20 protein-coding genes are annotated in these 20,543 nt (G+C 49.3%); 10 read left to right on the top strand and 10 right to left on the bottom strand.

The genetic code is table 11. The features are described from left to right. Window positions 1-12: 12 nt before the first annotated feature. The 9 genes from HQ48_RS01690 to HQ48_RS01730 all read right to left on the bottom strand — a co-directional run bounded on the left by HQ48_RS01690 (window position 13) and on the right by HQ48_RS01730 (window position 10,152). Entirely contained in the window at window positions 13-1,659 is a 1,647-nt protein-coding gene (locus HQ48_RS01690; protein ID WP_044231388.1) for a leucine-rich repeat domain-containing protein, read from the bottom strand. Between the two features lie 161 nt (window positions 1,660-1,820). Then, complete coding sequence (locus HQ48_RS01695; RefSeq protein ID WP_044231389.1) at window positions 1,821-2,912, bottom strand: GDP-L-fucose synthase; 1,092 nt, start codon at window positions 2,910-2,912, stop codon at window positions 1,821-1,823. Window positions 2,913-2,916: 4 nt separating this feature from the next. Then, on the bottom strand, window positions 2,917-4,071 hold the full coding sequence (gene gmd / locus HQ48_RS01700; protein WP_044231391.1) for a GDP-mannose 4,6-dehydratase: 1,155 nt from the start codon (window positions 4,069-4,071) through the stop codon (window positions 2,917-2,919). Window positions 4,072-4,082: 11 nt separating this feature from the next. After that, a complete protein-coding gene (locus HQ48_RS01705; protein ID WP_044231392.1) occupies window positions 4,083-4,640 on the bottom strand; it encodes an FHA domain-containing protein in 558 nt (185 codons plus the stop codon). Further along, on the bottom strand, window positions 4,633-6,333 hold the full coding sequence (locus HQ48_RS01710; protein ID WP_044231393.1) for a S41 family peptidase: 1,701 nt from the start codon (window positions 6,331-6,333) through the stop codon (window positions 4,633-4,635). The genes HQ48_RS01705 and HQ48_RS01710 overlap by 8 nt, the downstream gene beginning before the upstream one ends. Window positions 6,334-6,375: 42 nt before the next feature. Continuing rightward, window positions 6,376-7,731 (bottom strand): dihydroorotase, encoded by a 1,356-nt coding sequence (locus HQ48_RS01715; protein WP_044231394.1) that lies wholly within the window; start codon window positions 7,729-7,731, stop codon window positions 6,376-6,378. Next, window positions 7,728-8,477, bottom strand: coding sequence for a polyprenol monophosphomannose synthase (locus HQ48_RS01720; RefSeq protein ID WP_044231396.1), 750 nt, complete (start codon window positions 8,475-8,477; stop codon window positions 7,728-7,730). The genes HQ48_RS01715 and HQ48_RS01720 overlap by 4 nt, the downstream gene beginning before the upstream one ends. A 189-nt stretch (window positions 8,478-8,666) precedes the next feature. Continuing rightward, the gene (locus HQ48_RS01725) at window positions 8,667-9,647 is read right to left on the bottom strand and encodes an SPFH domain-containing protein (RefSeq protein ID WP_044231398.1); all 981 of its coding nucleotides are present in this window, start codon (window positions 9,645-9,647) and stop codon (window positions 8,667-8,669) included. A 37-nt stretch (window positions 9,648-9,684) separates the two neighbouring features. Continuing rightward, window positions 9,685-10,152, bottom strand: coding sequence for an NfeD family protein (locus tag HQ48_RS01730; protein ID WP_044231401.1), 468 nt, complete (start codon window positions 10,150-10,152; stop codon window positions 9,685-9,687). A gap of 299 nt (window positions 10,153-10,451) precedes the next feature. On the opposite strand from HQ48_RS01730, the gene HQ48_RS01735 reads away from it, so the two are divergent. Further along, the gene (locus tag HQ48_RS01735; protein WP_235300178.1) at window positions 10,452-11,120 is read left to right on the top strand and encodes a YceI family protein; all 669 of its coding nucleotides are present in this window, start codon (window positions 10,452-10,454) and stop codon (window positions 11,118-11,120) included. An 823-nt stretch (window positions 11,121-11,943) separates the two neighbouring features. Here the strand turns inward: HQ48_RS01735 and HQ48_RS09475 are convergent. Further along, a complete protein-coding gene (locus HQ48_RS09475; protein ID WP_235300179.1) occupies window positions 11,944-12,108 on the bottom strand; it encodes a hypothetical protein in 165 nt (54 codons plus the stop codon). Between the two features lie 37 nt (window positions 12,109-12,145). Between HQ48_RS09475 and HQ48_RS09255 the strand changes: the two genes are divergently transcribed. The 9 genes from HQ48_RS09255 to HQ48_RS01775 all read left to right on the top strand — a co-directional run bounded on the left by HQ48_RS09255 (window position 12,146) and on the right by HQ48_RS01775 (window position 20,452). Next, the gene (locus tag HQ48_RS09255; protein ID WP_235300180.1) at window positions 12,146-12,295 is read left to right on the top strand and encodes a hypothetical protein; all 150 of its coding nucleotides are present in this window, start codon (window positions 12,146-12,148) and stop codon (window positions 12,293-12,295) included. Between the two features lie 194 nt (window positions 12,296-12,489). Continuing rightward, window positions 12,490-13,038: a DUF177 domain-containing protein gene (locus HQ48_RS01745; protein ID WP_044231431.1), complete on the top strand. Its 549-nt coding sequence runs from the start codon at window positions 12,490-12,492 to the stop codon at window positions 13,036-13,038. A gap of 66 nt (window positions 13,039-13,104) precedes the next feature. Beyond that, window positions 13,105-13,290 carry a 50S ribosomal protein L32 gene (gene rpmF / locus HQ48_RS09130; protein ID WP_081964789.1) on the top strand — a complete coding sequence of 62 codons (186 nt, stop codon included), beginning with the start codon at window positions 13,105-13,107 and terminating at the stop codon, window positions 13,288-13,290. 97 nt (window positions 13,291-13,387) lie between these two features. Beyond that, the gene (locus HQ48_RS01750; RefSeq protein ID WP_044189513.1) at window positions 13,388-14,386 is read left to right on the top strand and encodes a beta-ketoacyl-ACP synthase III; all 999 of its coding nucleotides are present in this window, start codon (window positions 13,388-13,390) and stop codon (window positions 14,384-14,386) included. Window positions 14,387-14,495: 109 nt separating this feature from the next. Then, on the top strand, window positions 14,496-16,433 hold the full coding sequence (locus tag HQ48_RS01755; RefSeq protein ID WP_044231404.1) for an acyltransferase family protein: 1,938 nt from the start codon (window positions 14,496-14,498) through the stop codon (window positions 16,431-16,433). Between the two features lie 117 nt (window positions 16,434-16,550). Next, on the top strand, window positions 16,551-17,126 hold the full coding sequence (locus tag HQ48_RS01760) for a superoxide dismutase (RefSeq protein ID WP_044189517.1): 576 nt from the start codon (window positions 16,551-16,553) through the stop codon (window positions 17,124-17,126). A gap of 118 nt (window positions 17,127-17,244) precedes the next feature. Continuing rightward, on the top strand, window positions 17,245-18,225 hold the full coding sequence (locus HQ48_RS01765; RefSeq protein ID WP_044231405.1) for a polyprenyl synthetase family protein: 981 nt from the start codon (window positions 17,245-17,247) through the stop codon (window positions 18,223-18,225). A 26-nt stretch (window positions 18,226-18,251) separates the two neighbouring features. After that, window positions 18,252-18,437 carry a hypothetical protein gene (locus HQ48_RS01770; protein WP_044189521.1) on the top strand — a complete coding sequence of 62 codons (186 nt, stop codon included), beginning with the start codon at window positions 18,252-18,254 and terminating at the stop codon, window positions 18,435-18,437. Between the two features lie 893 nt (window positions 18,438-19,330). Next, complete coding sequence (locus HQ48_RS01775; protein ID WP_052408925.1) at window positions 19,331-20,452, top strand: DUF2589 domain-containing protein; 1,122 nt, start codon at window positions 19,331-19,333, stop codon at window positions 20,450-20,452. The last annotated feature ends 91 nt before the right edge of the window (window positions 20,453-20,543 follow it).

Below are 20,543 nucleotides of genomic sequence, written 5' to 3' on the forward strand. Positions count from 1 at the left end.
CCTCCGAGGCTACTACTCCCCTGAGATGATGACCTCCTTGGCAACCTCGCTGTAGATGTCTAGGATAGCATTCTTTTTGGGGGAGAACTCAGCCTGCTTTGGGTGTATGATTTGGCAGTCGCCTAGGATAATATCTTCGAGATCGAAGATGGCTCCTTCGTCTGCTCCTACTACTTTGAGAGTTCCCTGCTCGACGATGAGTTGCTCACGCATGGTCAGTGCCCAGCCGCATATCCCACCATAGCTGCTATCGATGTTGATCTCTGCGCCCGAGTCTATCGTGAGGGTAACGTCTTCACGGAGCTGTATACCATAGCGATCGTCGGCATAGATATCCAGAGTGCCATCGCCCGAGATCCGTGTGTTGCAGTAGAGCTCAATGCACGCCTCTAGGGGTAATACATCTTGGATCACATTGTGCCCACGTAGCTCGATAGTCATACCGATATTGCCCAAGTTCATGATTGGCGTGATCTCATCAATCTCGTTTTTATTTCTGATGGTTACGTCCTCCAGAGTCAGGGTTCTGGTGTCGGGATCGTAGCTGATTTCCCCCGAGATACCGGGGATCGAACTGATGCTATCGAAGTTCTCTGCCGTGATCGCTTCTCCCGAGATACTGAAGCCATAGTCTGGGCCATCTGCAAATCCTCTAGAGGTTAGGACGCTGGCTCCGCCACGGCGATAGATGACTCGCCAGCCTCTCTCTTTAGCTATACGACTACTCGAGGCCCTTATCTCTGCAATATTGTCGTCTTGGTAGCTGTAGGCGACTGTCATTGTACCTTGTTCATTGTCGCCGAGTTTTGGTAGCAGGGTATAGATCCGGTTGAGGCTGTAGGTAGAGAGTGGGTTGCGATAGCAGGTCAGCCAGCGCAGATTGTCTAGTCCTTGGACGTCTAGATCATGTAGTTCATTGCCATGGCAGGCTAGTGTCCTAAGCTCTAGACAGTGGCGAATATCTAGATTTTTGAGATTATTCTTGCCGCATACTAGAGTATCGAGCATGCGGTTGCCCGAAACATCAAGCTCCGCTAGACCACACTGGAAGCAGTTGAGCTCGGTCAGTAGAGCGTTGCAAGAAATATTAAGGTACCCTAGATTGTTCCGGTCGCAATAGAGGCTCTTGAGCCGACGTGTCTGCGTTATATCTAAGTGGGTAAGCTGATTAAATCCGCACGAGAGCCAACCGAAGGTATTACTCTGGGGTAGATTGAGAGATCGAAGTTGATTGCGGTTGCAGTACAGCAGTCGGAGGTCGCCATTGGCCGAGGCATCGAGGCTCGTGAGCTTGTTGTCGCCACAGTATAGGGCCTCTAGCTCGTGGCTTGAGGTCAGGTCAAGCTTTTCGAGCTCGTTTTCTCCGCAGAAGAGTACTCGTAGCTCTGGGTTTTGGCTTAGATCTAGGTGTGTTAGTTCGTTGCCACTGCAGTTCAGCTCTGTGATATTGCCGACCAAGACAACTTCTTGGCTCGTCAAGGTGTGGGAGCGTGACTCACTTCTAGCAGCTGATAGCGTAGGCTGCTCTACTCCCTCTAGACGAACGTCGCCCTTTGCGACTATACTTAGCTGGATTGTTTGGCCACTGGCTCGCCGAGTCTTGAGTGTGATTCTGGGCTGGGCCTGAGAATGTGGGTAATTGAGAGCTTCGGATTTCATAACGACTATTTTTTATTGATTGATCTGCTGCACAGTTTTATCCTTCGTAGGGGCGATGCCGTAGCTTCACCATTACTAGATGTAGGGATACGGAGCTACTAGCCTCGTCTGTACAAAGATAAGACTATTAGCTCATGTTCAACGCAATGCTTGAGAAGTCTTTACGATTCGGCTAGGTCGCCGCAGTACCACTCGTAGAGCAGAGGTACACCCTCTTGGAGCTCCACAGTATGGTGCCAGCCTAGGCTGTTTAGTTTGCTGGGGTCGGTTAGTTTACGCATCGTGCCATCGGGCTTAGTCGAGTCGAAGGCTATATGTCCCGTGTAGCCTACCGTCTGGGCAACTAGATGTGCTAGTTCGGCAATGCTGATCTCTCGACCTGTACCGATGTTGAGGTGGGTATTGCGTACTTGTGTCTGTCCGTACGTCAGATCGGAGAAGTCGATGTGTTCCATCACATGTACGCAAGCCTGTGCCATATCCTCACTCCATAGGAACTCGCGCATGGGGCGCCCGCTTCCCCATAGCTCTACTCTGTTGGCATAGATGCCATAGCGCTGCCCCAGAACGTCGCTGATCTCTCGCTCCGATGCGCTCTGTGCATCTGCAATCTGGGAGATGGGGCGGCGTGTGAGGTCACAGCGTATCATAGCCCAGTCACCATGCTCTAGGGCGTGGGCAAGGTGAAACTTGCGGACCATGGCAGGCAGTACGTGGCTGTGCTCTAGATGGAAGTTATCTCCCGGCCCGTAGAGGTTGGTGGGCATCACGGAGATGAAGTTGGTACCGTACTGTAGGTTGAAGCTCTCGCACATCTTTAGGCCTGCGATTTTGGCTATCGCGTACGGCTCGTTGGTGTACTCAAGCTCGGAGGTAAGTAGAGAGCTCTCAACCAATGGTTGAGGAGCATTGGCTGGATAGATGCAGGTGCTCCCGAGGAATAGGAGCTTTTTGACGCCGATGCGTTTACTCTCGCCGATGACGTGCTGCTGTATGGCAAGATTCTTGAAGATGAAGTCGCCTCGTAGCGTATTATTCGCCATGATCCCCCCCACGAAAGCCGCAGCTAGGAAGACATACTCGGGGAGTTCCGCCTCGAAGAAAGCACGTACAGCTGAGTAGTCCATCAGGTCTAGCTCTGCATGTGTTCGGCCTATCAGATTGGTGTAGCCCTTAGCCTCGAGCGCACGCCAAATAGCAGACCCTACAAGGCCACGATGCCCTGCTACGTATATTCTAGAGTTTTTGTTCATGAATTTATTCAAAGTAGTTGGGAGCAACGAATCCGCCTTCTTTGAGGTAGGTATCTCGCTTCGCCTCGAGGATATCACTGCCTATCATATCCGAGATAATGCCCGCAAGATCATACTCTGGCTTCCAACCAAGTTTTGTCTGTGCTTTGGTAGGGTCGCCAAGTAGAAGGTCTACTTCTGTGGGGCGGAAATAGGCAGGATCTACTGCTAGGAGCTCCTGACCAATGCGCACCTTGATCGCTGTGAGGTATTCGGTTCCCACAATCAGAGCAAAGCGCTCTTCGTTGATTTGTGTCAGCACACCCACTTCGTCTATCCCTGTGCCTTGGAACCCAATACGTAGCCCTAGCTCCTCGAAGGCCAAGCGAGCGAACTCTCGCACCTCGGTGGTGCGGCCAGTAGCCACGACATAGTCGTCGGGGGTATCTTGCTGTAGGATTAGGTGCATCGAGCGTACATAGTCCTTGGCGTGTCCCCAGTCGCGCTGGGCCGATAGATTGCCTAGATAGAGCTTGTCTTGTAGGCCTAGGGCTATGCGTGTAGCACTGCGGGTGATCTTGCGGGTCACGAAAGTTTCTCCTCTTAGAGGTGACTCGTGATTGAAAAGGATACCATTGCTGGCGTGCATTCCGTAGGCTTCTCGGTAGTTTACCGTGATCCAGTAGGCATAGAGCTTGGCGCAAGCGTATGGACTGCGGGGATAGAATGGCGTAGTCTCTCGTTGTGGCGTTTCCTGCACGAGGCCGTAGAGTTCACTCGTCGAGGCCTGATACATACGCGTCTTTTTCTCTAGCCCGAGTAGTCTGATCGCCTCGAGTATGCGTAGCGTCCCGATGGCATCGACATCGGCGGTATATTCGGGGCTCTCGAAGCTGACTTTGACGTGGCTCATAGCTCCGAGGTTGTAGACTTCGTCGGGCTGTACTTCCTGTATGATGCGAGTAACATTCATGGAGTCCGAGAGGTCGCCGTAGTGTAGGTAGAAGTTGCGATTCGCTTCGTGCGGATCTTGATAGATATGCTCGATACGCTGCGTGTTGAATAGCGAGCTGCGTCTTTTGAGACCGTGTACCTCGTAGCCTAGAGATAGGAGGTACTCCGAGAGGTATGCCCCGTCCTGCCCCGTTACACCTGTGATTAACGCTACTTTTTTCGTCATGACTTCGATATTTAGTTTTCTCCTTCAATGCTACCAAGTGCCTCGTCTGGGAGAGGCTCTTTGGAGAAGATAATGGTCGTTGCCCCTAGGGTAATGATATCGCCCTCGCTTAGGTTGTACCATTCTTTGGCTCCAAGTAGCTGCCCCGAAACGAATGTGCCGACACGGCTGTCGTCGTCGGCGATGGCGTGGAGCAGACGTCCCGATTTGGTTGGGGTAATCTTAATAATGGCATGGTGCCGATCCATGCTAGGGTCGCCCGTGATGATGGGGATATCCGTTTTGGTATCCTTGTTACGACGCCCGATGTGGTTGAGCCCTCGGTACAGCGGGAATAGCTGTCTGTAGCCGAAGACATTCTCAATGATCGTGATGTGGCCGCATTGCTGGTCTACCGTCTGCTCCGAGTCGCTAGAGCGCTTGGGCGGCTTGATGCGGATGCGTAGCTGATGCGTACAGCTAGGGCAGATGATCGACATACGTTCGTCTGCACGCTCTCTGAGCTCTTTGAGTTTGGCAGAGGAGAGAGCAATCTCTTCGTCACATTTGGGGCAAAAGATCTTACGCATCGGCTAGCTCCTTTTTCTCTTCGTCCTTTTTCTTTGGTCTTAGGATCGCCTGATAGCGTGCTTGGTCTGCAAGTAAGCGATCGGCTTCGGCTACTATTTGGTCGCTCAGGAGCTCACGTTCGATCACGCCACGGCGATAATAGTAGCGGTTGATGATACTCGTATTGAGGAAGCGCATGATATGAGGACGAAGGCTCTCTAGGTCGTGCTTGAGGTCTGGTTTGAGAGCCTGTTCTAGGCTGTCGATCAGTGGAGCCACACGCTCTAGATAGCCTTCTAGCTTGGCAATCTCCTTGAGTGTTACGAGGCGCTTGGCGCTCTGACGGTCGTAGTCGAATTTCTTCTCGATGAGCATACGGCCAAAGGCTTCATAGTCTGTATCGCTAACGGTGAACGACGCAGGCGGAGCGATCGTTTTGTGGCGCTGTGCGTAGGTCGTGATCCAGTCGAAAGCAGACTCGTTGTAGGTCAGGTAGTACAACATCGTAGGCAGAGAGTCTACTTCGACCTTGACATCAGGTAGGATACCTCCAGCATCGTGCACCTCTCGACCAGCAGCCGTGTGGAAGATCTGCGTCAGGCTGTCTGGTAGCTCGGCCTCACGGCCTGCACGAGCTTCCTTGTAGTTGATGCGCTGTATGCAGCGACCGCTCGGAATGTAATACTTGGCGGTCGTCAGTTTGAGGACACCTTGGTGTGGTAGCTGCATCGTTGTCTGGATTAACCCCTTGCCGAAAGACTTCTGCCCTACCACGACAGCCCGATCGACATCTTGCAGAGCGCCAGCCACGATCTCGGCCGACGACGCACTCTGTCCGTCAATCAGCACGACAAGTGGCAGATTTGGATAGATGGGTTTGGAGCGTGTACGGTACACGGCCTCTTGCTTGAGCTCTGCTCGAGCTTTGGTGCGCAGCACTTCCGTTCCTTCGGGGACGAAGAAGCTAACGATCTTCACGGCTTCTTCCATCAGCCCACCACCATTATCTCTTAGATCTAGGACGAGTCCGTTGATCTTCTGTGTCTTTTGCAGCTCCGTCATCGCACGGCGAACCTCGGTGGCGGCAGTATTGGGGAAGTTCGTCAGCTTGATGTAGCCATAGCCTGCTGGGGTCACTCCGTAGTAGGGGACTGGATTAACCATAATCTTGCGACGAGTGAACTCGACCTTGCGGGGCTTGCTCTCGCCGAGCCGCTGGATCAGTAGACTGATCTTGCTCCCGGGTTTGCCCTTGAGCGCTTTGCTCACGGCATCGCTTGTCGCCTTGCGGAAGTCTTGTCCATCGACCTCGAGGATGCGGTCGCCAGCTTTGAGCCCTGCTTGTGCTGCAGGCATTCCCTCCATAGGGTCGTTGATAATAACCGTGCTGTCGGGGCGCTGTGAGATGATTGAGCCTATCCCTCCGTATTCGCCAGTGGTGATGAGCTTGAGCTGTTCATTGTCCTCTTTGGAATAATACTCTGTATAGGGATCTAGGCTAGAGAGCATAGCATCGATGCCACGACGGCTGATGCGTTCTAGGTCTACCGAATCGACAAAGTAGCGATCGAGTAGGGACATCGAGGCCCCTACGATATCTAGAGCCTTGGTGTAGCTCTCTTGATTGCGTGTTTTGGCTGGTTTCTGAGCCAAAACAGAGCCGCCCAGACATAGGGTTAGGGCAACCCAAATGATATTTACGAATCGTTGCATACGATATAAGTTGTCAAGATAAAATGAATGAATAGCACCTCGCTAGCCGAAAGCCAAGCTGTAGACAGAGGGACGCTCGTCTGTGAGCTGGCCGTTCGAATACACAACGTGTCCATTGACGAAAGTCGTGTGTACACTATGGGCAAACGTTCGTCCCTCTAGGGGTGACCAGCCACAGTAGGTCAGGTTGTTCTCCGCCGTCACGATGTAGGGGCTCTTGGGGTCTACCAGTACGAGGTCTGCGAAGTACCCCGTGCGTATGAAGCCTCGCTTCTGAATACCGAAAAGTATAGCCGGTAGGTGTGCCATGCGCTCAACTACCAGCTCTTTGGTGAATATGCCTTGGTTGGCTAGATCGAGCATGATGGGGAGAGAGTGCTGTACCAGAGGCCCTCCGCTAGCAGCCGAGAGGCAGTCGCCCTGCTTCTCGCTCCAGAGGTGTGGGGCATGGTCTGTGGCTACGATATCGACTAGGCCGCTGCGTACGGCTACACGTAGTGCTTCTCTGTCAGCAAGCGTCTTGATCGCAGGGTTCCATTTGATCTTGTTGCCCAGTGTGGCGTAGTCTGCGTCTGTAAATAGCAGATGATGCACACAGACCTCCGAGGTGATGCGCTTCTGCTCTATGGGTAGGTCGCTACGGAAGAGCGATAGCTCCCTCTCGGTAGATACGTGTAGGATATGCAGGCGGCTATTGAGTCGGGTCGCAAGCTCCACAGCTTCGGCAGAGCTTCGATAGCAAGCCTCGGCTGAGCGAATGAGGGGGTGGTAGCTGACGTCTAGATGATCTTTGCCCACGAGTGCTTTGTAGTGCTCTTTGTTGGCACGGATAATTCCCTCGCTCTCGCAGTGCGTGGCGATGATCATATCCGTCTCTGAGAAGATACGCTCGAGGGTCTGTTTGTCGTCCACGAGCATATTGCCCGTGGAGCTCCCGAGAAATAGCTTGATGCCCGGTAGGCGATGCTTATCTAGATGCTTGAGTTCGTCGGCGTTGTCGTTGGTACCACCGAAGAAGAACGCATAGTTGGCCCAGCTGGTTTCGGCCCCACGGCGCATCTTATCCTCCCATGCCTCCAGAGTTGTCGTGGGTGGATTGGTATTGGGCATATCCATAAAGCTCGTGACGCCACCAGCTACGGCTGCTTGGCTCTCCGTGGCGATACACGCCTTATGGGTGAGTCCCGGCTCACGAAAGTGGACTTGGTCGTCGATTACCCCGGGCATGAGCCACAGCCCCTCGCAGGCTACGACTTCATCTACCTCGCACTCTAGAGCCTCGGGGTAGGTATGCTCTCCCTCGTAGATGGCTTCTATCAGTTCGCCCTCGATGACTACCGAGGCCGTATAGCTTCGCCCCTCGTTGATGAGTAGGGCGTTTCTAAGCAGTTTCTTCATACTTTTCTTTTGCCTTTGGGGAATGTCCCTTTCATTTTATCTCGGCGCAGGTCTAGGACACCTACGAACGCCTCTCCGAAGATAGAGCTACTCATCTTGGACGAACCGAGTACACGATCCTCAAACGTGATGGGTACCTCCACGACCTTGAAGCCTAGGCAGTGAGCCGTGTACTTCATCTCGATCTGGAAGCCATAGCCTCTAAATCGTATTTGGTCAAGTTCCATGCTCTCTAGCACCTCCCGGCGGTAGCAGACAAAGCCCGCTGTCGTGTCCTTGACAGGTAGCCCTGTGATGACCCTAACGTATAGAGATGCCCCATAGCTCATGGCGATGCGTCCTAGAGGCCAGTTCTTCACTCGCCCTCCGCTGATGTATCTAGAGCCTACCGCTACATCAGCGCCACCCTTGTGGCAGGCCTCGTAGAGCTCCATGAGCTTGGTCGGAGGGTGGCTAAAGTCGCAGTCCATCTCATATATATATAGGTATGGACGCTCTAGGGCCCAGCGAAACCCAGCGATGTATGCCGTACCTAGACCTTGTTTGCCTGCACGTTCGAGTAGATGCAGGCGCTTTGGGTACTGGGCTATCTTCTCACGGACGATACTTGCCGTGCCGTCAGGCGAATTGTCATCGATAATCAGTAGGTCAAAAGCGTGAGGGAGTGCCATAACCGTGTCGATCATTTTGGCGATATTCTCCCGCTCATTGTATGTGGGGATAAGGACGATGCTGTCGCTATACATTTAGTCTGATTGATTGTACAAGTCTACGGACTTGCCTACCTTAAATTATTAATGTACAAAGATAATACAATCCCCTCATACGGCTTGCCTTGCTCTGTCCAGCTCTCCGTATGGCAAGGGGCGACGGGTCAAAACCTGCATTCTGACTCGCCGCCCCTTGTTGGGATTGCCTCCCGGTACCTCTGTGGGTTACTTGCTCAGTAGTTCCTTGATGCCTCCTAGGGAGCTGAGCACCCCAGTGGCTTCGTAGGGAATGTAGACTGTCTTATTGTTCTGTCCGCTGGTCATCTCACGCAGTGTTTCCAGATAGCGTACGGCTATGAGGTACTGAGTGGGGTTGGCACCTGAGCCTGCTGCGGCATCGGCTATGAGGCGAATAGCCTCGGCTTCTGCCTGTGCCGTCAGGAGTTTAGCCTCGGCCTCGGCCTTGGCATGTAGCACTTGGGCTTGGCGCTCACCCTCGGCATGGTTGATAGACTCCTGCATACGTCCTTCCGACCCACGGATAAGGGCTTCTTTTTGTCCCTCGGCGTTGAGGATCTGCGCACGCTTGTCACGCTCGGCTCGCATCTGCTTCTCCATGGCGTCACGAATGTCACGTGGCGGGTTGATGTCTTGCAGCTCTACACGATTGACCTTGACGCCCCACTTGTTGGTCGCATCGTCTAGGATCGTGCGTAGCTTGCTATTGATCGTGTCGCGGCTGGTAAGCGTTTCATCTAGATCCATTTCGCCGATTACGTTCCGCAGGCTCGTCTGTGTGAGCTTCTCGATAGCATCTGGCAAGTTCTGGATCTCGTACATTGCACGTATAGGCTCGACGATCTGGAAGTAGAGGATCGCATTGATCTCTGTTACTACGTTGTCTTTGGTGATGACACTCTGGCGAGGGAAGTCGTAGACCGTCTCACGCAGGTCAATAGTCGTCACATCGGTAAAGCGTACGATGGTGTCGCCATTCCCCGCAGGGATTGTGTAGCGCCAGCGCATAGGTCTGGGGCGGTCAATAAAGGGAATAATGATATTCACCCCAGAGTTTAGGGTCGTGTAGTACTTACCTAGTCGCTCGATGATCATGGTTTGCGACTGCTGTACGATTTTGAGCCCCTTGGAGATGATGAAAATGACCAAGAGAGCAATGGCTCCGAAGATAATAAGTCCTGATGGCATAAGCTGGAAGATAAATTGGGTTTGAAACTTAATGAGTCTATGATGATATGTTTGTAGCTGAGATGCCACGCACGATGAGGACAAGGCCATCAATGCCAACGACCTCCACCAAGGTGCCCTCTGCGAGTGAAGTTCCGGACTCTGTGCGGGCTCGCCAGACATCACCGTCTATGGAGATCTCTCCGTAGTCAGCTGTGGCGGAGATGGGAGATTTGAGCCTAATTTGTTTGCCTATGAGTGCATCGATACCGGTTGGTACGCTACGTTGCTCCAAGCGTCGCATCATCACTGGCCGAAGCAAAAACAGTGAGAGTAGGCTGATGGTAGAGAACGCTCCTAGCTGCCAAGCCAAACCAAGCCCTAGTATCGCGACAATGGTAGCTCCTAGAGCACCTATCCCGAAGCAGGCCAGTAGAAAGCCCGCAGTCACAATTTCCAAGATGAGCAACCCTACGCCTACGATGAGCCAAAGCTGCCATGAGGAGAGGAGGGCAAATTCATTCATAATATTCCTGAGTGTTAATTCTTGAACTGCATAAATCTGTCACACCCAAAGATAGGCAATTATTAAATATACCCTATTGGTTTCGACTAAATATTTGTGTGCTTGTTTAGTATTTTGTGTTTACAAAATTAAACTTTTTTCATCTTCTCTTGTTTTAACTCTGTTATGTAGATAATTCCAAAATGTGCTACGTCCTAGACGAGTGGTGCTAGCGGAGTGCTGGGTTGGAGCCTTGGGGTTGCCTGTGCAGGTTGATAAATAAGATGATAATAGTTCTAATCTGATAAAAATAAAGTTGTATGATGAAAAAGATGATTCCCTCTTTGGGATTATTCACTATGCTTGCTGCCATAGCTTCCTGCTCAGGCAATAAATCGAATAACACTGTCAAGGCTGCAGACTCTGTAGCTGCTACACAGATCAATGTAGCGATGGCCTATGAGGTAGACTCGGCTCAGTCAGTGATGACATGGAAGGGATTTAAGCCCGGAGGCGAACGCTTTGGTAAACTGCCAATATCCTCGGGTAAGGTGTCGATCACAGATGGGCTACTGCTGGGAGGTCACGTTGAGATCAAGATGGATGGGATCGTAGTAGATGACCTAGAAGGTGAGATGGCTAATAAGCTCAAGGAGCACTTGCAGAACGAAGACTTTTTCGATGTGGAGCGCTATCCTGTGGCTCGCTTCGAGCTAACCGATATTCCCGAGGCTGGGTTACCTCTTGGTACGCTCGCCGAGCTCAAGGGTAATCTTACTCTCAAAGATGTGACTAAGAATGTGACTATCCCTATCGATCTTGTGAACTTCAACGCTAGTGATTCCTCATGGAGTATCCGGAGTAAGGTTTTCCGTATCAATCGTGCGGACTGGAATGTTAAGTACGCTTCCAAGAGCTTCTTCTCTAATCTGGGAGATAAGTTTATTGATGACGAGATGGAGCTGAGCTTCTGGCTCAAAACCCGATAGATTAGCAGTGCGATATTTGAGGGCGGTGTGTCGAAATTAGGTTTTGGCACACCGCGTTTGTTATGTATATGTCCCTGTATCCCCAAAAGTATTAGGTGCTCGATCTTCTGCTTTTTGGTTAAGGAGTGTTAAGGAGTTGCTTAGAGATTTAGAGAAATAGGCCGCTGGTTTGTAAAGGGAGGTGAGGCTGATCTGCAAAATTGATGGGAAGACTTTTTTGGGTTGATCGACTAACTCGCTCAGATATGTCCATTAATCCGAGAAGATTAATGGGAAGAAATGAGTCAAAATGTGACACATGGAGCCGTGAGTGTGCTTGTATTTAATGTATATAGCTAGTTATTAGATGCTTGTGCTTAGCTTGTTTTAGAGGGTTATTTCCTCGTGGGTGAGGTAGGGTGCGCAAGCGAGGGAGAGTGCACTACAGAGCCTGCTAAGCGGCAAATACGAGGTTGCTCCGATGGTAATAGGCATAGAGCGTGGCGTTGATCATGCGCTCAAATATACTCTATAAGTGTAAATTTATGTAAGGACTTCGATGTGATGAGCGATACTCCCTTGATACTCTGAGGAAGAGAGAGGAAAGTGTTTTGACCTAGGTCGTTTGCTTTTTTTCTTGTAGGTATTTTCTTTTACCTTTGCCATGTCTGAGTGAGCTGCTCTTGCTTGGATTGTGAGCATTTATATAGAGCCTTGATGGGGCCTCTATTCTGCTCATTAGGCTTTTGGAGCGACTGCTCTCGTATCATACTTGTGATTATCATTAGGAACATCCATACACGAAGCATCATGATGAACCACCCTGCCTCACGGCGTAAGCCCATTAGCTGCCGCCCTCTGCGACCTCTGCTAGGTGGTAGGCTGGTATGTGTTTATTGGGTTTGTCAGTTTGGCTCTGGAGTGGTTGATGCGTTTGCTCCCAAGTAGACCCAAATGGCTTCTGCCTCTGCTCTTGATCCTTACTCTTCTCTATGCGTTGGGTTGTCACTATCCCAAGGGTGTAGGCTATTAAGGATCGTCGTATTATGACGGACGTCTTGCCTCATGCGATCATCGGGCTGCTGGGGGTAGATACTCCACTCTACAAGCCAGAGCTGGACTTCTGGGGTACGGCCTACGATGAGCAATGCCCACGTATCATCTATGTGGACGATGTTTCTCTAGCCATTGACTAGGGGCTTCTTGCAGGGCCAAGGCTTGGATCGTTGGTATAGAGTGTTATTCTAATGATTTATGGTTTAGAATGTTGGTGTAGGGCTTGCCTTGTGCCTAGGCCAAAGTTTGCAAAAATAAAGGCTAGAGAGCTAGTAAAGTATTGGGAGAATAGGCATTTTTGATTACCTTTGCGCAGATTTTACGGTAATTGGCAGTGACGAATACTGATCTATATAAGCTCAATCTCAAGTCGCTTTCTCAGGGGAGGCACAGCTTTTCGTATGAGCTAGACGATGCGTATTTCGCAGGCGTTGAGGCCGATGATATACATGGCGGAGATGTGAGCGTGGCTGTGAATCTTGAGAAAAATGGCGAGGTTCACAAGCTAGAGTTGTCCTACGATGGCTATGTTTTGGTCAGTTGCGATCGTTGCCTAGAACCCGTAGAGCTAGACGTCTACGACAGCTACGAGATGGTCGTGAAGTTTGGCCCAGAGTATAGTGAGGAGGATGACGTGCTTATCCTGCCAGAGCGTGAGGGTGTCCTCGACTTGCACTGGCATCTATACGAGGATATAGCTCTATCTCTCCCGATGCAGCGTATGCACGAGGAGGGCGAGTGCGATAGTTCTATGATGAATCTCTATGGCCAGTTGGCTACCGATGAGGTTAGAGAGGCGGGCGATCAGCCTAGCCAAGACGTAGAGCGTGACGAAGATGGTATTGACCAGCGTTGGGCAGCACTCAAGAAGCTGAAGAAGTAGGATAATCGCCCAGTTGGGCGTCCTGCTCCAAGAGAAGAAGATTAATAAATTAAAATAAATAAGACAATGGCACATCCAAAAAGAAGACAGTCCAAGACAAGAACAGCCAAGCGTCGTACACACGACAAGGCCGTAGCGCCTACATTGGCTAAGTGCGCGAACTGCGGAGAGTGGCACATCTTCCACACTGTGTGTGGTGCGTGCGGTTACTACCGTGGTAAGCTAGCTATCGAAACAGATCTAGCTCTATAGCAGCAAGGTTAGTTTTATTCAAAAGTCCCGTAGCTCTGTCTGTGGGACTTTTTTTGTACCTTAGCGGGGCATTATCTCATCAAACTAAGACTTTATAATGAACGCAATTAATGCAGTTATTACGGCAGTCGGCGGTTACCTACCAGAGGATAAGCTGACTAATGCTGATATTGAGAAACTAGTAGATACCAACGACGAATGGATTATGACACGTGTTGGGATCAAGGAGCGTCGTATCCTCAAAGATCCCACTAAGGGAGCATCCTATCTGGCTATCCAAGCCGTGCTCGATATGTTTGAGCGCAATGGGATAGATCCTCTCACTGTCGATGGCGTGATTCTCGCAACTAATACTGCCGACTACCATTTTCCTACCACATCGTCTATTGTAGCGCACGAAACAGGCTGCTTTAACGCCTTTACTTTCGACCTGTCGTCCGCCTGTCCCGGCTTCATGTATGCCTTGGAGACAGGTGCCAACTATATCCGTTCGGGCCGATATAAGCGCCTCGTAATCGTCGCAACAGAGAAGATGTCGGCTGCGGTGGACTATACCGACCGTGCTACTTGTCCCCTTTTCGGCGATGGAGCTGGTTGTGTGCTGCTAGAGCCTACGACCGAGGAGCTGGGCGTGCTAGATGCGCACTTCCGTACAGATGGTACGGGGCGTACGCATCTGATTATGAAGGCTGGTGGCTCTGCCAACCCTGCCTCTCACGAAACGGTAGAGCGTAGAGAGCACTATGTCTATCAGGAGGGCTCAGTGGTCTTTAAGCAAGCAGTTAAGGGTATGTCCTCTAGCTGCAAGCTCATTATGGATCGCAACAACCTCAAGTACGAAGACATCAACTGGGTAGTGCCTCACCAAGCAAATATGCGTATCATCGACGCCGTAGCTCGTATGATGGAGGCACCTATGGAGCGTGTGATGGTCAATATAGAGAAGTGTGCCAACACCAGCTCTGCGACTATCCCTATCTGCCTATGGGAGCGTGAGAAGGATTTGCGCAAGGGCGACATCCTAATCCTAACGAGCTTCGGTGCAGGCTTCACTTGGGGAGCGATCTACCTCAAATGGGGCTACGACCCAAAGTAGACGACCTTACAAATTTTTAAATACAGCAAGCTTGGGAAGCCATAGACTAGACGCTGATAATTTCTAGTCTGTGGCTTTTGTTTAGAAATACACGATTCATAATAATTAGATGAAAACACTGAAGTATAGAGCTGATATTGATGGGTTAAGAGCTCTAGCAGTCCTTTCCGTTGTGATCTTTCACATTGATCCATCTTGGATGCCTAATGGATTTCTTGGAGTCGACATTTTTTTTGTTCTCTCAGGATTCCTAATCACATCAATTCTATATAAGGAGATTATAGCAAAGAGTTTTTCTTATAAGACTTTTTACGTTAGACGAATACGTAGAATCCTCCCTGTATTTTTCGTCGTTGTTGCTGCTTCTCTGGCTCTATCCTATTGGCTATTTCTTCCAGACGATGCAATATCTGTAGGGAAATCAGCTATTGGCTCTATTCTATTTGGTGCGAATATGCTTTTTGCCAGACATAGTGGTTATTTCGATGTTTCATCAGAGGAAAAGCCCCTGCTTCACATCTGGTCACTATCTATTGAAGAGCAATTCTACTTCATTTTTCCAACCATCCTTATTCTTCTTGTATGGTTTTATGGCAGATTCATAAAAGGTCGCTTTAAAGGGGAAATGAATCTCCGCAAATTTCTATATTTTACACTGGGCGCTATGCTCATCTTATGCCTAATTTCTTCATTTGTTCCTGTGCAGTTTTTGGGCATAACATTATCTAGCTACTATCTACCTCACATACGCTTCGGGGAATTGCTCGTTGGATCACTTCTAGCTATACATATGTCCGAGGCATCAGAAAATGGATGTTCTGCCCCGTGGCGCTATAAACTAATGGGTATACTGGCGTTAATAGTGTTGCTCCTATCCCTAATACCTAGGAACACATTCATAAGCCCATGGTTTCCAGGATTACTAGCTTTGATCCCATGTTCGGCCACAGCTCTACTCATATACTGCAATCGAGAGAGCTATTGGGTCAGCAAATTCTTCTCTCTAGCCCCTGTCGTTTGGATAGGAAAGCTATCCTACTCTCTATACCTTTGGCACTGGCCTGTCTTAGCTTTCATAAGATACTTCTGGGGAGTGGGTGTATTACCTCTCTGGCTGACAGGCTGGGCTATAGTGGCAATGTTTGGACTATCTGCCTTAAGCTATTACTTGGTAGAACAGCCAATCCGTAAGCTTCCTCTCTCATTTGGCAAAAGTCTAGCGGCCTTTTACCTCATACCTGCTGTAATTATTATCTCATTCGTCTTACTAAAAAAAGATTTTCTGCCAATAGAGCCACAATACTCAGGATTTTTGGATCAAACCAACTGTTGTTTCAATACATTGGAAGGTGATTGTCTTATGGGAAACCTAGAAAAAGAACCTAAGGTGCTGATTGCAGGAGATTCTCATACAGCTCAACTCAGTCGATTCTGGGACTATATGGCTCGCTACGAAGGATGGAGTGCATTTGTATCTGCCTCAATATCATGTCCATTCTTTTTTGAATATGATAATTTCATAGAATGGCAAGGCGAAGGTGTTTGTGCTTCACGCAATGATTTTCTCCGGCAAGAATATAAACGGTACCCGATTATCATTTTGGCTAACTATTGGGGCGCTAGAGACTATGCTGCTAATCAAAAAGTAATTCTTGCCAATTTATTCCAAACCCTAGAACGCTTGACCAAGGAGAGGAAAAAGGTCTACCTAGTGAATTCTTCGTATCAAGTCAACACTCCTCCTGTACGTGAATACTATGCCGAAATGAAAGGTGTGGCTCTACATTTAAATCGATGGGATAGAGACCCCAGAGGGAGTTTATATGAAGAGACGAAAAGGAATGCTACGGTTGTCCGTGAGTTCGTAGAAAAGAACTTTCCTCATGTCACATGGATCGATTTAGAACGCTACTTACCCAAAGACCTCAAATGGGAAGGCAAACCCATGATGGGAGATGCTCATCATCTGAATGCCTATGGAGCTGAGGTTCTGGCCAAGATCTTCTCTCAGAATGGACGACTAATTGAGCCCAAAGACCTCCAATAGCGAACTTTTTGTCCGATAGAGAGGTTTGAACCTAAGGAGGGGAATGAGTCAAGTAGCTCACCCCGACGGTTAAAAATTACAGAAATAAAACTCAAAAATTAAGATCACATCATTATTATGAAGCATGAACTAGTTAAGCTACCCTATGGTCCCAACGACCTAGAGCCAGCAATCAGCGCCGAGACCCTAGCATTCCACCACGGTAAGCATCTACAAGGCTATGTAGACAATCTAAACAAGCTCATCGAAGGAACTGAGTTTGCCGAAGCTAGCCTAGAAGATATCGTACGCAAGAGCGAGGGCGCTCTATTCAACAACGCTGGTCAGACGCTCAACCACAACCTATACTTCACTCAGTTTGCACCCAACGCTGGTGGCGCACCTACGGGTAAGCTACTTGCTGCTATTGAGAAGAAGTGGGGTAGCTTCGAGGCTTTTCAGGCTGAGTTCCTCACGGCTTGTACCACGCTATTTGGTTCGGGCTGGGCTTGGCTAGCTTCTGATGACAAGGGCGAGCTCTGCATCACCAAGGAGCCTAACGGTAGCAACCCGGTGGTGAGTGGTCTGAAGCCTCTCATGGGTATCGACGTTTGGGAGCATGCTTACTACCTAAGCTATCAGAACCGCCGTGCCGACCACATCAAAGATGTTTGGAATATCATCGACTGGAACGTAGTAGCCGAGCGCTACTAGTAGTCGACTTGGTTCGACGTATGGACTAACTGAGTGGGAGTGCTGTATCTATGCGATATAGCGCTCCCATTTTGCGTTTTATAGCTATATTTGTTTCTATTACTTCAATACTCTCTCAATGACAACGCTAGATGAGATTAAGGCGCCAGTGGCGAGCTATGTGGATCAGTTCCACCAGCAGTTTGAGCAAATCCTCTTATGCAAGAGCCAATGGCTGACCACGGCCGTGGAGCATTTGTCCCGATCGACGGGTAAGATGGTTCGTCCCATCATGACGAGCTTGATGGCTGGCCTGATTACTCCAGAGCTACCAAGCAAGACGATTGACTCCGCCATACTGCTCGAGCTAATCCATACTGCCACCCTCATTCACGACGATGTCATCGACGAGGCTAGCACACGCCGAGGCCGTCCAACGCTCAATGCTATATTCGACAATCGTGTGGCTGTCTTGATGGGCGACTTTGTCCTCTCCTCTGCGCTTATCGGTGCTATTGCTACCAAGGATCTACGCATCATCGGTGTCGTGTCGGCAATTGGCAGAGAGCTGACCGAGGGCGAGATACGTCAGTTCGAGACAGCCGACAACGTAGTGCTGAGCGAGGCCGTCTATATGGACGTTATCCGTCAAAAGACCGCTGTCCTCTTCCGCTCGTGTGCTGAGGTCGCCGCCATTACGACTGATGCCTCTGAGGAGGCTATATGTAGTCTTGGCGACTGTGGCGAATATCTAGGCATGGCTTTCCAGATAAGGGACGATATCTTCGACTATTATAGCGCCGACGTGGGTAAGCCTACTGGCAACGACATAAGAGAGGGCAAGGTAACACTCCCTCTATTGCACTGCCTCATTGAGGATCATGGCGAGAGCCCCGAGGGTGCTCGTGCTTTGCATATACTACGCAGCAAGGACTTTTCAGAGACCAATATCGACTACTTGCTCACTTTTGCCAAAGAGCGTGGGGGCATCGAGTATGCTCAGAGCCGTATGCTCCAATTCATCGAGCAAGCTAAGTCTATTCTCTATACTTATCCCGAGGGTAGCTACCGTACGGCTCTGCTTGCCCTTGCGGACTTTATCGCAGGGCGTAGCATCTAGCCCAACTTACGCTCCCCTAACTTCCTATGGCATACAAAAGACCGCTAACTCGTACACAAAGCATCATCATCGCTGTGCTGTGGTTTGTTTTCGTCGGGCTCTACCTCTCCTACGGCAAACTTACGGCTGGTGGTCTGGTGATGCTCCTGATGTCTGCTTTCATAGTCTTCTATCCTATTGTCAAGAGCCTCAAACAGCGGCGAGGCTTGTAGGCTACGGACTGGGCGATGTGTTGTGGTGTATATCCCTGCATATCGCCTTTATTTTTGCGGGGTGGGGATAGTCACTGATGTATGTGCATATATCAGTGGCTTAGAAGTACGTCAAATTTATATTTTAGACCAAGTTGCACAAAATCTATGGGAAGACTGTGGATAAGCGGTGGATAATCTGTGTACACTTCGTATTTGGCCTCTAGCAGGCTCTCTGTGCGCTCCTCCCTCGTTTGCGCCCTTACCCTTGCTCGTATGAAAACATCTGCCTAGAATCGCATTTCTACAACTGTTTATTAGCTAGATGTATATGCTAGCTCATTGGGTGATTTTACCACTTGCCGAGTCCATTTTTGATATTTCTTCCCATCAATCTAAGCGAATTGATGGATACATTTTGGCTAGCTAGTCCACTAATCTGAAAAGATCAGTCCTTCAATTTTTGCCAAAGGTGGGCTAAGGTACGGCCAAAGTGCTATCCAATCTTAGGTAATTCTTGGGTTTTTGATAATATTTTTTAACAGAAATATATGATGATTGATGCGTTTTATTTTGTGGATAGTTACTTATGGTGTATCCTTGAGTTTGTATGTTATCATCTTGTTTTTGAGTGATATATTTTTAGTTTAGAGGAATTTTTAGGGATATTGAGAAAAATTATTTTTACGAAAAGTTGCGCTTTATATGGTTAATTCGATAACTTTGTCGTATACGATAAGTGGTGCTATCAAAAAGAGAAAAATCGAAGCCTGTGAGTTTGCTGTGGCCTCCTTTTTCATTGACCAAGTTAATCCCTTAGTAGGTACGCTGGAGCACCGCTATAGGAGTGTAATTTTAGAGAGATTGGATGTTGCATCTTTTTCAAGGTTTAATCATAAACAATTAGAGTTACTATGGAAAAAGTTATTAGTACAGCACCATCTTCGGTAGCTACAAGTGCTCTCAGAGCAATCCCATTCGAGAACATCATCGGAGGCCCTCTACAGGCGTGTGTCAAGGCTCAGCGCTTGGCCGCTCAAACCACAGTAGACTTCATTCGTGAGGTTGGGCTAGAGGATGTGCCAGTAAGAGACCCCAAGGGAGAAATTGTCAAAGCACCTCGCTTGGATAAATATGGCAATGTAATTAAAGACTCCAAAGATCAACCTATTATGGATCCTGTATTGGAGAAGAAAGCAGTCTATGTGTGCTTTCAGTTCATTCAGGCGGGTCGTTTGGTGCGCCTCAATGTCCCTATGCTGAGCATTGTCCCCATTCCCTACATTGCAATTAATACGATCGACATCAGCTTCAAAGCCAATATCAAGGCACAAGCCAGTGCCATGGATCAAGACGCCATCACAGAGGCAGATGATAGAACTAGCTCTAACTACAATAGTAGCTCGGACACCCAGAGTAGTCGTAGCTTTGGACGCTCTGGTCGTTGGTGGAATAAAAACAGAAGTGGTCACAACGAGTCTAGCTACTCGAGCGATTACTCTCGCAACTCGATGCAGGCCTCTATCTCGAGCAAGAAGGACTCGGTCGGTACACGTGAGTCTAAGTATAGCGTGGAGTACACGATGGATGTGGCAGTACACGCCTCACAGGACAGCATGCCAGCAGGTATGGCTAAGGTCTTAGAGCTTATCGGTAACGCTATGGACGTCTGCAACCCAGAGGGAGAATTCCTTGTCAATGGTAATCCTCTGATTCTTAGAGTACCCTTAGGACAGGCGAATAATAACAGCTACACCATAACCTTTGAGGCTGTCTACAAGACTCCAGAGGGACTACTCTCCACAAGCAAGGAAGACTTCTGGCTCAAGACGATGACGAAAGATGGCAAGCCAGAAGGAAAAGACTTGCTCATTAATCGCAATAAGAATAGAGCGTCTGCTCAATTATCAAAAGGAGAATATCTGCTCTCCAATGCTGATGGTACTCTGACTGAAACGATCTCTGTGCAGGCCATCGAAGACGCTTCTCTTACGACTACGACGGAGGGTCATACGAAAGACACCCCAAAATCATAGAGAGGAATATCCTTAGATGAAGTACTGAACATTCTAACTGGGGATATTAAGAGTCGAATATAGAGATATTCGTGATGGTTTAACTTTTAGA

Origin of the sequence: Porphyromonas sp. COT-290 OH3588, from assembly GCF_000769075.1 — a bacterium.
Classification (GTDB): Bacteria; Bacteroidota; Bacteroidia; order Bacteroidales; family Porphyromonadaceae; genus Porphyromonas.

What these genes read in the sequence shown, in the direction of transcription:
- HQ48_RS01705 (WP_044231392.1), bottom strand. Translation starts at nt 4,640, where the DNA reads ATGCGTAAGATCTTTTGCCCCAAATGTGACGAAGAGATTGCTCTCTCC.
- HQ48_RS09255 (WP_235300180.1), top strand. Translation starts at nt 12,146, where the DNA reads ATGACGGACGTCTTGCCTCATGCGATCATCGGGCTGCTGGGGGTAGAT.
- HQ48_RS01710 (WP_044231393.1), bottom strand. Translation starts at nt 6,333, where the DNA reads ATGCAACGATTCGTAAATATCATTTGGGTTGCCCTAACCCTATGTCTG.
- HQ48_RS01750 (WP_044189513.1), top strand. Translation starts at nt 13,388, where the DNA reads ATGAACGCAATTAATGCAGTTATTACGGCAGTCGGCGGTTACCTACCA.
- rpmF (WP_081964789.1), top strand. Translation starts at nt 13,105, where the DNA reads ATGGCACATCCAAAAAGAAGACAGTCCAAGACAAGAACAGCCAAGCGT.
- HQ48_RS01725 (WP_044231398.1), bottom strand. Translation starts at nt 9,647, where the DNA reads ATGCCATCAGGACTTATTATCTTCGGAGCCATTGCTCTCTTGGTCATT.
- HQ48_RS01735 (WP_235300178.1), top strand. Translation starts at nt 10,452, where the DNA reads ATGATGAAAAAGATGATTCCCTCTTTGGGATTATTCACTATGCTTGCT.
- HQ48_RS01720 (WP_044231396.1), bottom strand. Translation starts at nt 8,477, where the DNA reads ATGTATAGCGACAGCATCGTCCTTATCCCCACATACAATGAGCGGGAG.
- HQ48_RS01755 (WP_044231404.1), top strand. Translation starts at nt 14,496, where the DNA reads ATGAAAACACTGAAGTATAGAGCTGATATTGATGGGTTAAGAGCTCTA.
- HQ48_RS01770 (WP_044189521.1), top strand. Translation starts at nt 18,252, where the DNA reads ATGGCATACAAAAGACCGCTAACTCGTACACAAAGCATCATCATCGCT.
- gmd (WP_044231391.1), bottom strand. Translation starts at nt 4,071, where the DNA reads ATGACGAAAAAAGTAGCGTTAATCACAGGTGTAACGGGGCAGGACGGG.
- HQ48_RS01760 (WP_044189517.1), top strand. Translation starts at nt 16,551, where the DNA reads ATGAAGCATGAACTAGTTAAGCTACCCTATGGTCCCAACGACCTAGAG.
- HQ48_RS01775 (WP_052408925.1), top strand. Translation starts at nt 19,331, where the DNA reads ATGGAAAAAGTTATTAGTACAGCACCATCTTCGGTAGCTACAAGTGCT.
- HQ48_RS01690 (WP_044231388.1), bottom strand. Translation starts at nt 1,659, where the DNA reads ATGAAATCCGAAGCTCTCAATTACCCACATTCTCAGGCCCAGCCCAGA.
- HQ48_RS01765 (WP_044231405.1), top strand. Translation starts at nt 17,245, where the DNA reads ATGACAACGCTAGATGAGATTAAGGCGCCAGTGGCGAGCTATGTGGAT.
- HQ48_RS01730 (WP_044231401.1), bottom strand. Translation starts at nt 10,152, where the DNA reads ATGAATGAATTTGCCCTCCTCTCCTCATGGCAGCTTTGGCTCATCGTA.
- HQ48_RS01695 (WP_044231389.1), bottom strand. Translation starts at nt 2,912, where the DNA reads ATGAACAAAAACTCTAGAATATACGTAGCAGGGCATCGTGGCCTTGTA.
- HQ48_RS01715 (WP_044231394.1), bottom strand. Translation starts at nt 7,731, where the DNA reads ATGAAGAAACTGCTTAGAAACGCCCTACTCATCAACGAGGGGCGAAGC.